The sequence below is a fragment of the Xanthomonas codiaei genome, from assembly GCF_002939785.1.
Taxonomy (GTDB): Bacteria; Pseudomonadota; Gammaproteobacteria; order Xanthomonadales; family Xanthomonadaceae; genus Xanthomonas; species Xanthomonas codiaei.
Window position 1 is genome coordinate 174,052 of record NZ_MDEC01000002.1, and the last position, 12,491, is coordinate 186,542.

A 12,491-nucleotide genomic window follows, 5' to 3' on the forward strand; every position below is an offset into this window, starting at 1 on the left:
GCGACCTCTTCCGCAACAGGCCCCGCGAGCATTGCGTGCGCGACAAGTACGTCCAGCGCGACTGGCAGCCCCATGAAAAGCCCACCCTGCCCGGGTCGGCCTCCACGCCCCTGCATCCGACCCGGCGCCGCATCCAGTACGGCCTGGTGGGCGTGGTGGTGGCGCTGACCGGGGGCCTGAGCAATGCGCTGGTCACCGCCAACCTGCCGTATCTGCAAGGCACGCTGGGCGCCTACGGCACTGAAATGGCGTGGCTGCCGGCCGCCTATGTGATGACCAACATGTCGGCCAACCTGCTGCTGGTGAAGTTCCGCCAGCAGTTCGGGCTGCGCCGCTTCACCGAGATCTTCCTGGCGCTGTACGCGGCCATCGCCTTCGCCCACCTGTTCGTGCACAGCTTGAGTTCGGCGATCACCGTGCGTGCGGCGCATGGGCTGGTGGGCGCGGCGCTCAGCTCGCTGGGGCTGTACTACGTGATCCAGGCATTCCCGGCCCGGTATCGGCTCAAGGCGGTGGTGCTGGGCCTGGGCATCACCCAGCTGGCGTTGCCGCTGGCGCGGGTGTTTTCCACCGACCTGCTCGAATTCGGCCAGTGGCAGGGCCTGTACCTGTTCGAGTGCGGGCTGGCCGTGTTCGCGCTGGCCTGCGTGCTGGCGCTCAAGCTCCCGCCGAGCGATCGCTATCGGGTGTTCGAACCGCTGGATTTCCTGACCTTCAGCCTGTTCGCCGCCGGGGCGGCCGGCCTGGCGGCGGTGCTGTCGCTGGGCCGGCTGCTGTGGTGGACCAGTACTCCATGGTTGGGCGTGGTGCTGGCCGCCTCGATCGTGCTGCTATGCGCCGCCACCTGGATCGAGCACAACCGCCGCAACCCGATGATCAACACGCGCTGGCTGGCCAGCGGCGACATGCTGCGGCTGGGCCTGGCCATCCTGCTGATCCGGCTGGTGCTGTCCGAACAGAGCACTGGCGCGATCGGCTTCTTCCAGACCCTGGGCCTGGCCAATTCCCAGCTGCAGACCCTGTTCGCGCTGATGCTGCTGGGCGCGGTGGTCGGCGTGGCCGCCAGTGCGTGGCTGATCGATCCCGCGCGCATCGCCGAGCACCTGATCGTCGCGGTGGCGGCCATCTGCGTTGGCTGCTTCATGGATGCCGATGCCACCAGCCTCACCCGCCCCGAGCAGATGTACGTCAGCCAGTTCCTGCTCGCCTTCGGCAGCACCTTCTTCATCGGCCCGGCGATGGTGGCCGGCATCGGCCGGGTGATTGCGCAGCCCGGCAACCTGATCAGCTTCATCGTGCTGTTCGGCATGGCGCAGAACATGGGCGGCCTGCTGGGCAGCGCGCTGCTGGGCAGCGTGCAGGTGGTGCGCGAGAAATACCATTCCAGCCAGTTGGTGGAGCACCTGGTGCTGACCGACCCGCAGGTGGCCGCGCGCGTGCAGGCCTATGCGAGCGCATACGGCAGCAGCATCGGCGACCCAACCTTGCGCCAGGCCCAGGGCGTGCGCGCACTGGGCAGCGTGGCCACCCGCGAAGCCAACGTACTGGCCTATAACGACGTATTCCTGTTGATCGGCTGCATCGCCATCGCCACCGGGCTATGGATCCTGTCCGTGCTGGTGTGGCGGCGCTATCTGCGCCCTGCCGTTCCCCCCTCCTCTCCTGCTTCCAGCGCACGCCCATGAGTACATCCGCAGACTCCTCTCCTGCCACCGACCGGCAACATCGCCGCCGCCGCTTCACCGGCGCGATCGGGTTCGGCGGCCTGGCACTGATTGGCGTGGCGTTGGTGCTGTATGCCTGGCGGCTGCCGCCGTTCGTCAGCGCCATCGAACGCACCGAGAACGCCATGGTGCACGGGCAGATCACGGTGATCGCGCCGCAGGTCAGCGGCTATGTCACGCAGGTGTCGGTGCAGGATTTTGCGCACGTCACACGCGGCCAGCTGCTGGCCACCATCGACGACCGAATCTACGCCCAGCAACTGGAACAGGCCAAGGCGCAGGTGCAGACCGCGCAGGCAAATCTCGCCAATTGGGAGCAGCAGCGACATGGTGCGCAGGCCGCCATCGCCGAACAGCGCGCTGCGCTGAGCAGCACCCAGGCCCAGCGCGACCGCACCCGCTCGGCCTATGCCCGCACGCAGCAACTGGCCGACCAGAAGCTGGTGTCCGAGCAGGACCGCGACACCGCCTTCGCGGCGCGCGCGCAGGCCGAAGCGGGCGTGACACAGGCGCGCGCCGCCGTGCAGGCGGCCGAAGAAAACGCCCGTAGCGTCACCGTCAACCGCGCCGCGCTGGAAGCCGCGGTGGCCAATGCGCAGGCCGCGCAGCAACTGGCGCAGATCAACCTCGACAATACCCGCATCCTGGCCCCGCGCGATGGTCAGCTCGGCCAGCTCGGCGTGCGCCAGGGCGCCTACGTCACCAACGGCACGCAGCTGATGGCGCTGGTACCGGACACGCTGTGGGTGGTGGCCAACTTCAAGGAAACCCAGATGGCGAAGATCCGCATCGGGCAGCGCGCCAGCTTCACCGTGGATGCATTGAACAACGCGACCCTGCGCGGCCGCGTGCAGAAGATCTCGCCGGCTGCCGGCTCGGAATTCAGCGTGCTGCCGGCCGACAACGCGACCGGCAACTTCGTCAAGATCGCCCAACGCATCCCGCTGCGGATCAGCGTCGACCCCGATCAAGCGCTGGCCGCGCGACTGCGCCCGGGCATGTCGGTAGTGGTGGCCGTGGACACCAGCAGCGCCGTCGACTGAGCACCGCCATCGGCATGCCCGCGGCGCGCACCCGCGCGCGATGCACCGCTATCATGCGGCGATGCCTTCCTCAACGCGCCCCGACCTGCAGTGGCAATCACTGCGTTTTGCCGAGCTCGGCACCGTGCAGCTGTATGCGCTGCTGAAGCTGCGCAGTGACGTGTTCGTGGTGGAGCAGCGCTGCGCCTATCCCGAGCTGGATGGCAAGGACACCGACCCGGGTGTGCTGCATCTGCTCGGAACGACCGCCACCGGCGAGCTGGCCGCCTATCTGCGCGTGCTGCCGCCGGGGCTGAGCTATCCCGAGCCCAGCATCGGGCGCGTGGTGATCGGCAGCGCGTTCCGCGGCAGCGGGTTGGCGCATGTCTTGTTGCAGCATGGCCTGCAGCTGGCGCATGCGCATTGGCCCGGCAGTGCGATCCAACTCGGCGCGCAGGCGCATCTGCAAGCCTTCTACGCGGCGCATGGATTTGCGCCAGCCTCTGCGCCGTATCTGGAAGACGGCATCCCTCACCTCGACATGCTGCGCCCTGCCGGTGCAGCCCCTCTGGAGTCTGCATGATCACCACCCCCGACTATCGCGCTCTGCTCGACACCGCCATCGCCGAAGCCCGCCAGGGTCTGGCCGAAGGCGGCATCCCGATCGGCGCGGCGTTGTATCACACCGACGGCCGCCTGCTCGGCTGCGGCCACAATCGCCGCGTACAGGAGAACGACCCGTCCGTGCACGGCGAAACCGATGCCTTCCGCAAGGCCGGCCGCCAGCGCCGTTACAAGGACACCATCATGGTCACCACGCTGGCCCCGTGCTGGTACTGCAGCGGGCTGGTACGCCAGTTCAACATCGGCACCGTGGTGGTGGGCGAATCGGTCACCTTCCAGGGCGGCATCGCCTGGCTGCGCGAGCATGGCGTCAACGTGATCGACCTGCACAGCCAGGAATGCATCGACCTGCTCGGCGGCTATATCGCCGCTCATCCGGACGTATGGAACGAGGACATCGGCGAGGATTGAGCGCGCGCGGAGATTCCCGCGACAGCTGGCCTGGCGATCGCGATGCGTACTGTCGGCACCTTGCGGGCTGGCGGTGACGCATTACCCATTGCCGACGTCAACGCGCCTTGACATGCACGACGCTAGTCTCGCGCTTTGCCCACGGGGGGATCGTTCAATGACAGTGCCAGATGTCGTAATACCCGGCCGCGTCACGGCGCAGCCGGTCATGGAAGTGGCAGGTGCGGCCGCGGGCGTGCTGCCGGTGGCGCCGGTAGATGCGTGGGCTTCAGGGTTGCTCGCAGTGGACCAGGCGCGCTGCCCTCATCCGCCCTTCGGGCACCTTCTCCCGCAGGCGGGAGAAGGACAGGCGGCAGGTGTCGGATTGAACGTCGGTGGCCTGGTTGCCGCGTCTGCGCTGGCTGGCAATGGTCTTGCACAGGCGGCAAGCGGAACGACGCAGGGATCTCCATTGGACATGACGGCCCCATTGCGCAAGCCGCTGCTGCAGGCACCTGTGACGCAACCGGCTGCCAGACCCCCAGCGGCTAGCTGGAGCCGGCTTGATACGCCGCAGCAGCCTGCACTGACGGATCCCGCAGTCAACGCCCGTGCGCACCTTGGCGCCGTGTTGATCCAGCGCTACAGCGCCAGTCTGCGCTGACTGACGACGGCGAACGCCGCGTCGCTGGGGGGCCAGCCACTGGCAGGTCGACGTATGCGGCGCGGCACAGCTGCAGCGCACGATGTGACCCATGCCGCTGGTGACGACTGCCTCCAGGGCGACCACTCACATCGACCTTGAGCAGTGAAGAAACAAGATCGCCACGACAAGAAGACCCGCCATTGGCGGGTCTTTTACGCTACCGCTGCATGCCTGTATGTATCACCGCAAGCACGCAGACGGTGGACGATCACAGGATGTAGCGGCTCAGGTCCGGATCCTGCACCAGCTCGCCCAGTTGCGCGTCCACATAGGCCGCATCCACGCTCACGCTCTGACCATCGCGGTCGGGCGCTTCGTAGCTCAAGCCATCCAGCAAGCGCTCGAGCACCGTGTGCAGTCGGCGTGCGCCGATGTTTTCCTGGCGCTCGTTGACCTGGGCGGCAATCTCGGCCAGACGCTCCACCGCATCGGCACCAAAGCTCAGCGACACGCCTTCGGTCTGCAGCAGCGCTTCGTACTGCTTGATTAAGGCGGCCTTCGGCTCGGTGAGAATGCGCACGAAATCGGCCTTGGTCAGCGCGGTCAACTCCACCCGGATCGGGAAACGGCCCTGCAGTTCCGGAATCAGGTCGCTGGGCTTGGCCAGATGGAACGCGCCCGAAGCGATGAACAGAATGTGGTCGGTCTTGACCGTGCCGTACTTGGTCGACACGTTGGAGCCTTCCACCAACGGCAGCAGATCGCGCTGCACGCCTTCGCGGCTTACATCGCCACCGCTGGAACCGGCTTCGCCGCGCTTGGCCACCTTGTCGATCTCATCGATGAACACGATGCCGTGCTGCTCGCAGGCCTCGATCGCCGCCGCGCGCACATCGTCTTCGTTGACCAGCTTACCGGCTTCTTCCTCGATCAACAACGGGCGCGCGGCCTTGATGGTGAGCTTGCGCTTTTGCGACTTTCCGCTGCCGATGTTGGCAAACATCTGCCGCAGCTGCTGACCCATTTCCTCCATGCCCGGCGGAGTCATGATGTCCATGCTGGCATTGACCGCCACGTCCAGTTCGATCTCGCGCTCGTCCAGTTCGCCGTTGCGCAGCATGCGGCGGAACTTGATGCGGGTATCGTTCTCCTGCGACGAAGGCTCGTTGCGTGCAGCTTCCGGATCAAAACCAATACCGGCGGCGCGACGCGGCAGCAGCGCATCGAGGATGCGGTCTTCGGCGCGTTCTTCGGCCTGGTTGCGCACGCGCACCTTGGCCTGTTCGCGGTACAGCTTGACCGAGGTATCGGCCAGATCACGGATGATCTGCTCCACGTCCTTGCCAACGTAGCCGACCTCGGTGAAGCGGGTGGCTTCCACCTTGACGAACGGCGCATTGGCCAGGGTGGCCAGGCGTCGCGCGATCTCGGTCTTGCCGACGCCGGTCGGGCCGATCATCAGGATGTTCTTGGGCATGACCTCGTTGCGCAGCTCTTCAGGCAACTGCATGCGACGCCAGCGGTTGCGCAGCGCGATGGCAACGGCGCGCTTGGCATCGTGCTGACCCACGATATGACGGTCGAGCTCCTGCACGATTTCGCGCGGAGTCATGGTTGAGGTTTGGGGATTTGACATTGGGGATTGGGGATTCGTAGAAGCGGAGTAGGAACGATCGATGCGTGTCCGGCTACAGGGAGAGGAGCGCTGTTGCCAATCCCCACTCCCCATTGCCGAATCACAGCTCCTCGACCACCACGTTGCGATTGGTATAGATGCAGATATCGCCGGCGATGTTGATGGCCTCGGTGGCGATGGTCCTGGCATCGAGCTCGGTATGCGCCAACAGCGCGCGCGCAGCAGACAGCGCATACGAACCGCCAGAACCAATGGCGATGATGCCGTCTTCCGGCTCGATCACATCGCCGGTGCCGCTGATGATCAGCGAGGTTTCCTTATCGGCCACGGCCAGCAAGGCTTCGAGCTTGCCCAGGCGGCGTTCGGTGCGCCAATCCTTGGCCAGTTCCACTGCTGCACGGGTCAGCTGGCCATGCTTGTTCAGCTTGGCTTCGAACAATTCGAACAGCGTGAATGCATCGGCCGCAGCGCCTGCGAATCCGGCCAGCACCTGACCCTCGCGACCAAGCCGGCGCACCTTGCGCGCATTGCCCTTCATGACCGTATGACCAAGGGTGACCTGGCCATCGCCAGCGACGGCGACGTGTCCACCACGCCGCACCGAGATGATGGTGGTGGCGTGAACGATATTGGGGTTCTGGCTGGGGTCCATGGATCCTCCGGGGGTTTCCAAGGAGGTGGGGACGCCCCTGCCGGGTTCAAGCGCGCTGCGATGAAGCGACGCGGGGACGCGACGCAAGGCCCCGCTGACGCGTCAGCCATCTAACCCCTCTCAGCTTCACAGCGTTTTCGAAAGAAATTAGCCGTAGAAATCGAGGCTACCAGCGCACGTACCCTCACCCCAACCCCTCTCCCGAGGGGAGAGGGGCTTTGAGCACCTCCCCAGAACGCGCCCACCGCTGCATCAGTTGCATCCTGCGGCGATATCGCTGACATCACGCACACGCCAGCTCACTCAGTCGCTTTCTTGCGCCTGGCGCGCGGATGCGTCGCGTCGTAGACCTTGGCCAGATGCTGGAAATCCAGGTGGGTATAGATCTGGGTGGTGGCGATATCCGAATGACCGAGCAGTTCCTGCACGCCGCGCAGATCGCCGGACGATTCCAGGATATGGCTGGCAAAACTATGCCGCAGCATATGCGGATGCACGTCCTTGAACATGCCCTGGCGCACGCCGAGCTGCTTGATGCGGATCTGCACCGCGCGCTGCGAGATCGCGCCACCGGCGCGCCCCGGAAACACGTGCATTTCGGCACCTGCGCCGCTGTCGCGCTGCCACTGCCGCAAGGCGGCAACCGCATGCGAACCCACTGGCACCAGCCGCTGTTTGCCGCCCTTGCCCAGCACCATCACCAGTCCGCTGGCAAGATCCAGGTCGCGCCAGCGCAGCGCGCACAACTCGCTCAGGCGCAGACCGGAGGAATAGACCAGCTCCAGCAGGGCGCGATCACGCAGGCCCAGCGGTGCATCGGTTGGCACTTCGACCAGGCGCACGGCTTCGTCGGCATCGAGCACCTGCGGCAGCTTGCGCGGCGCCTTGGGCGCACGCAACGCCGCCGCAGGGCTGACCGCGATGCGTCCATGCTTGAGCAACCAGGCGTAGTAACTGCGGCAAGCGGACAGGCGCCGCTGCAGGCTCTTGGCCGACAGCCCGCGTCGGTGTTCGTCAGCGACGAAGCGGCGCAGGTGTGCGCTGTCCAGGTGTGCGACATCCCGCGGCAGCGCCGCCTCGGCCGGTTGCTGGTCCAGCCAGCTCACCAGCGCGGTGAGGTCGCGCCGATAGGCGTCCAGCGTATGCGCAGACACCTGCCGTTCGAACTGCAGATACGCCAGGAAGTCGTCTACCGAAGACACGTCACAGATCCTGCGGCCGCACCACCACGACAGCGGCGCAGCGCATTCGGTCCAGCGGCCGCGTCGCCGCCGCCATCACGCCTCAAAACGCTGCAGCGCCACGCTCAGCGACTCGCCCATCATGCGCAGGAACAAGGTCCCCATGCCGGGATAGAAGCGGTTGGCGTCGCGGCTGCCGACCGCGATCAGGCCGATGCCTGGCAGCGGCAGCAAGGCCGTGGACTGCACCTCGCCGGCCTGCTCGCCATACAGCAGCACGTGCTTGTCGGCCTGCAGGCGGCCACAGATCGGCTCGCCATCGCTCAGGCAGTCGCGGAACGGCGCCAGGCGTGCGTCGGCGGCGGCCACGGTCTGCAACCAGTCGGCTTGCAGACCGTCCACCGGCGTCAGCAGCACCAGCCGCACCAGATCGCCGTTGAAATCTTCCGCCAGCGACGCGGCCATGGCCTTGAGCGTGTCGGCCGCGGTGCGTTGGCGCATCAGCGCCAGCGTCAGCTGATGGGTGCGCACCGCCAACCGCTCGTTGACCTGGGCGTTGCTGCCCAGCTCGTGCAGCCGCCGCGACAGCTCGCGGTTCTTGTCGCGCAGCACTTCCAACTGGTAGGTCGCCAGCGAGGCGGTGGGGCCATCGTCGCGCGGCACCAGCAGGCTGACCGCCAGATCCGGAAACTGCTTGAGAAAGGTGGGATGACGGCGCAACCATGTCGCCACATCGTGCGCGCCCAGCTTGTCGGTGGTGTCGCTCATCAGATCCATTCTCCATCGAAGACGAACACGGCCGGACCGGACATCACCACGGCCTGGCCGTCGCCGGGCCAGCGGATCCGCAGCTCACCGCCCGGCAGCGACACGCGAACATCGCGCTCCACGCGGCCCCGCTGCATCAGCACCACCGCCGCCGCGCAGGCGCCGCTGCCGCAGGCCAGGGTTTCACCCACGCCGCGTTCGAACACGCGCAACTGCACATGCGTAGGGTCTACGACCTGGGCAAAGCCCACGTTGACCGAATCGGGAAACGCGGGGTTCTGCTGCAACAGGCTGCCCACGCGCTCCACCGGCGCGGCCCCCACCCGACCGACCTCCAGCACCGCATGCGGGTTGCCCATCGACACGGCGCCGAAGCGCACCGTCTCGCCGTGCACCGGCAGCGCGTATTCCTCGCGCGCATGCGCGAAGCCGGCCAGCGGAATCTGCGGCGGTTCGAACTGCGGCACGCCCATCTCCACTGCGTAGGTATCGGCGTCCACCCGCTCCACCGCGTGCGCAGTGACCGGGCTGTCGATGATGAAGCGATCGCCTTGCGCGGTGCCGTCGCGCACCAACCAGGCCGCGACGCAGCGCGCACCGTTGCCGCACTGGCGCGCGGCCGATCCATCGGAATTCCAGATGCCGTAGGCGGCCACTGCGCCATCGCTGCGCGGGGCTTCGATGGTCAGGATCTGATCGCAACCCACGCCGAAATGCCGGTCCGCCAGCCGCGCGGCCAGCGCGGCGTCCGGCGGCGGCGAACCGTCGCGCAGGTCCAGCACCACGAAATCGTTGCCGGCACCATGCATTTTGGTGAAACGCAGGCGCCCGGTGCGGCCGTCAGCGCTCATTGCCGCTGCTAGCGGGCTGGTCGGTGCTGGATGCGGGCGGCGTATCGGTCTGCACCGGCGCAGGCGTGGACTCGTCCAGCGGTTGCGGTGCATCCGGCGGCTGCGGCACGGGCTGCGCTTCCACCGGCACCGGCTTCTGCGGCATCACCAGCGGGCCCTTGTTGCCGCAGGCGGCAAGCAGGACAAAGGTCGCACCAACCAGTGCGAGACGAACGGAAGGTCGGGACATGAGGCTCATGGTCCCGAGTATAGCCAGAACACCCTGACTGCCGTGCGCTCAGTGCGGCGCGGGCAACGTGCGCGGCGGCGGTTCCGGGCGCAGCCACAGCCAGATCGCCACCACCGCCATGCTGCCGATCGACAGGCACTTCACCCACAGCACCGGCACGCACCACAGCATGATGCCGGCACACACGGTCATGGTCAGCGTGGCCATCCACTTGGCCTTGCGGCTCACCGCCCGATAGGTCTGCCATTCCACGATGGCCGGGCCGAAACGCGGATGCGAGAGCAGCCAGCGATGCAGGCGTTCGGACCCGCGCGAGGCGGCCCAGGCCGAGATCAGGATGAACACGGTGGTCGGCAAGCCAGGCACGAAGATTCCGACAATGCCGGTCGCCAGGCTGGCATACGCCAGCAACCACCAGGCCCAGCGGAATCGGTTCGGTCGCGTCATGGGCAAATGATACGGCCAGCAGGCACCGAGATGGTCTGTGCATCCCCCTCCGCCCACCGTGCGAAGGAGCCCGAAGGGCGGATGAGGCGACGTCTGCAGGCAGGGATGGGAGACCTGCCCTTGCGAATCCCCAATCCCAACTCCCGACTCCCAGCCCTTGAGCTACTTCACCCCCAGCTGATCCAGCACGAAGGCATACGACTCGGCCAGCTCGCGGTAGCGCCGGAACCGGCCGGATTTGCCGCCGTGGCCGGCTTCCATGTTGATGCGGAACACAATCGGATACTTGCCGGTGTTGTCGTCGCGCAGCCTGGCCACCCACTTGGCCGGCTCCCAGTACTGCACCTGCGAATCCCACAGGCCGGTACCGACCAACATCGCCGGATACGCCTGCTTGCGCACATTGTCGTACGGCGAGTACGACAGCATGTAGTCGTAATAGTCCTTGTTTTCCGGGTTGCCCCACTCGTCGTATTCGTTGGTGGTCAGCGGAATGCTGGCATCCAGCATGGTGGTCACCACATCCACGAACGGCACCTGCGCCACCAGCACGCGGTAGTCCTGCGGCGCCATGTTGGCCACCGCCCCCATCAGCAGGCCGCCGGCGCTGCCGCCGGACGCCGCCACGCGGTCCTTGGAGGCATACCCCTGCGCCACCAGGCCGCGGGTGACATCGATGAAATCGTTGAAGGTGTTCTTCTTTTGCAGCAGCTTGCCGTCGTCGTACCACTGGCGGCCCATTTCCTGGCCGCCGCGGATGTGCGCGATGGCGTACACCACGCCGCGGTCAAGCAGGCTGACGGCGGGCAGGTTGAACGCCGGATCCATCGACATGCCGTAGCTGCCGTAGGCGTACTGGAACAGCGCCGCCGAGCCATCCTTCTTGAAGCCCTGCCTGTACACCAGCGACACCGGCACCTTGACCCCGTCGCGCGCGGTCACCCACACCCGCTCGGTGACGTACTTGGCGGGGTCGTAGCCGATCACCGGCTGCTGCTTGAGCAGCTTGCGCTCGCCGGTCTGGGTATTGAGTTCGTACGTGGTGGCGGGCGTGGTCAGCGAGGTGTAGCTGTAGCGCAGCCACGGCGTGTCCGGCTCGGCGTTGACCGACAGCCCCATCGAATAGGCCGGCTCATCGGCCTTGACGTACTCGTGGCTGCCATCGCGCTTGAGCAGACGCACGCGCTCCAGCCCGCCGGAGCGTTCTTCGATGGCGGTGAATCCGTCGAACAGTTCGAAGTTCTCGATGTACACGCCATCGTCGTGCGCGACCCAATCGGTCCACTGCGTGCGCGTGGTCGCATCAGTCGGCGCGGTCACCAGCTTGAAGTTCTTGGCGCCGTCGGCATTGGTGCGGATCACCCAGCGGCCATCGAAATGGTCGGCGTGGTATTCCACGTCGCGCTCGCGCTTGGCCAATACCTTGAACGTGTCCGGCTTGTCGGCGGAGGTATAACGGGTCTCCGAGGACACCGTGCTTTCCACGCCGATGGTGATGTACTTGTCGTCGCGGGTGCGCCCCACGCCCATGTAGAAACTGTCGTCCTTCTCTTCGTAGACCAGCACGTCGTCCTTGGCAGGCGTGCCGAGCACGTGCTTTTTCACGCGCACGGTGAGCAGCGTTTCCGGATCGTTTTCGACATAGAACAGCGTCTTGTTGTCGTCGGCCCAGACCATGTTCGGAGACACGCCTTCGACCGTGTCGGGATAGAGTTCGCCGGTCTCCAGGTTCTTGAAACGGATCGTGTACTGGCGGCGGCCGATCGCATCGTCGGCCCAGGCCAGGATGCGGTTGTCCTGACTGACCTCCGCCTCGCCGACGCTGAAATACCCCTTGCCCTGCGCCATCTGGTTGACGTCCAGTAGGATCTCCTCCGGCGCCTCCATGCTGCCCTTGCGACGCGCCTGGATCGGATAGTCCTTGCCGGCTTCGAAGCGGGTGTAATACCAATAGCCGCGCTGCCGGTATGGCACGCTGGCGTCGTCCTGCTTGATACGTCCCACGATCTCGGTGTAGAGCGTGTCCTCCAGCGGTTTGAGCGGCGCCATCACCGTGTCGGTGTAGGCGTTCTCGGCATTGAGATAGGCCAGCATCGCCTTGTCTTGCCGCTTGTCGTCGCGCAGCCAGTAGTAGTCGTCATTGCGCGTGGCACCGAACGGTGCCTTGACCACATGCGGATGCCTGGCGACGTCCGGCGGTGTTGGGAGAGCGGCAAGTGCGGGGGTGGCGGATGTGGTCATCAGGCTGGCGATCAACAAAGGTCAGGACAGGCTTCATCAGATTGGGGTCCGTTGGATGAACGCAATGCCATCCCAGCGCC

11 protein-coding genes and 1 pseudogene are annotated in these 12,491 nt (G+C 66.2%); 4 read left to right on the forward strand and 8 right to left on the reverse strand.

Going from position 1 to position 12,491, the window contains the following annotated elements; genetic code table 11:
- The first annotated feature begins 35 nt into the window (after window positions 1-35).
- The 4 genes from XcodCFBP4690_RS02080 to XcodCFBP4690_RS02095 all read left to right on the forward strand — a co-directional run bounded on the left by XcodCFBP4690_RS02080 (window position 36) and on the right by XcodCFBP4690_RS02095 (window position 3,781).
- The gene (locus XcodCFBP4690_RS02080) at window positions 36-1,685 is read left to right on the forward strand and encodes an MFS transporter (RefSeq protein WP_104539410.1); all 1,650 of its coding nucleotides are present in this window, start codon (window positions 36-38) and stop codon (window positions 1,683-1,685) included.
- The gene (locus XcodCFBP4690_RS02085) at window positions 1,682-2,767 is read left to right on the forward strand and encodes an HlyD family secretion protein (RefSeq protein WP_104539411.1); all 1,086 of its coding nucleotides are present in this window, start codon (window positions 1,682-1,684) and stop codon (window positions 2,765-2,767) included. Before XcodCFBP4690_RS02080 ends, XcodCFBP4690_RS02085 begins: the two co-directional genes overlap by 4 nt.
- A 61-nt stretch (window positions 2,768-2,828) precedes the next feature.
- Window positions 2,829-3,329 (forward strand): GNAT family N-acetyltransferase, encoded by a 501-nt coding sequence (locus XcodCFBP4690_RS02090; protein ID WP_104539488.1) that lies wholly within the window; start codon window positions 2,829-2,831, stop codon window positions 3,327-3,329.
- A complete protein-coding gene (locus XcodCFBP4690_RS02095; protein WP_104539412.1) occupies window positions 3,326-3,781 on the forward strand; it encodes a nucleoside deaminase in 456 nt (151 codons plus the stop codon). The genes XcodCFBP4690_RS02090 and XcodCFBP4690_RS02095 overlap by 4 nt, the downstream gene beginning before the upstream one ends.
- A gap of 893 nt (window positions 3,782-4,674) precedes the next feature.
- Here the strand turns inward: XcodCFBP4690_RS02095 and hslU are convergent.
- From hslU to XcodCFBP4690_RS02140, 8 genes and pseudogenes are all read right to left on the reverse strand, one after another.
- A complete protein-coding gene (gene hslU, locus XcodCFBP4690_RS02105; RefSeq protein ID WP_104539414.1) occupies window positions 4,675-6,042 on the reverse strand; it encodes an ATP-dependent protease ATPase subunit HslU in 1,368 nt (455 codons plus the stop codon).
- A gap of 100 nt (window positions 6,043-6,142) precedes the next feature.
- Entirely contained in the window at window positions 6,143-6,694 is a 552-nt protein-coding gene (gene hslV / locus XcodCFBP4690_RS02110; protein ID WP_104539415.1) for an ATP-dependent protease subunit HslV, read from the reverse strand.
- Window positions 6,695-6,993: 299 nt separating this feature from the next.
- The gene (gene xerC / locus XcodCFBP4690_RS02115) at window positions 6,994-7,896 is read right to left on the reverse strand and encodes a tyrosine recombinase XerC (RefSeq protein ID WP_104539416.1); all 903 of its coding nucleotides are present in this window, start codon (window positions 7,894-7,896) and stop codon (window positions 6,994-6,996) included.
- Between the two features lie 75 nt (window positions 7,897-7,971).
- Window positions 7,972-8,643, reverse strand: a complete 672-nt coding sequence (locus XcodCFBP4690_RS02120; protein WP_167394432.1) for a DUF484 family protein — start codon at window positions 8,641-8,643, stop codon at window positions 7,972-7,974.
- Window positions 8,643-9,494 carry a diaminopimelate epimerase gene (dapF, locus tag XcodCFBP4690_RS02125; protein ID WP_104539418.1) on the reverse strand — a complete coding sequence of 284 codons (852 nt, stop codon included), beginning with the start codon at window positions 9,492-9,494 and terminating at the stop codon, window positions 8,643-8,645. The genes XcodCFBP4690_RS02120 and dapF overlap by 1 nt, the downstream gene beginning before the upstream one ends.
- Window positions 9,484-9,732: an LPS translocon maturation chaperone LptM gene (gene lptM, locus XcodCFBP4690_RS02130; RefSeq protein ID WP_104539419.1), complete on the reverse strand. Its 249-nt coding sequence runs from the start codon at window positions 9,730-9,732 to the stop codon at window positions 9,484-9,486. Before lptM ends, dapF begins: the two co-directional genes overlap by 11 nt.
- Before the next feature lie 39 nt (window positions 9,733-9,771).
- A complete protein-coding gene (locus XcodCFBP4690_RS02135; protein WP_064509415.1) occupies window positions 9,772-10,170 on the reverse strand; it encodes a YbaN family protein in 399 nt (132 codons plus the stop codon).
- Between the two features lie 162 nt (window positions 10,171-10,332).
- Window positions 10,333-12,448, reverse strand: a pseudogene (locus tag XcodCFBP4690_RS02140) (S9 family peptidase).
- Window positions 12,449-12,491: the final 43 nt, after the last annotated feature.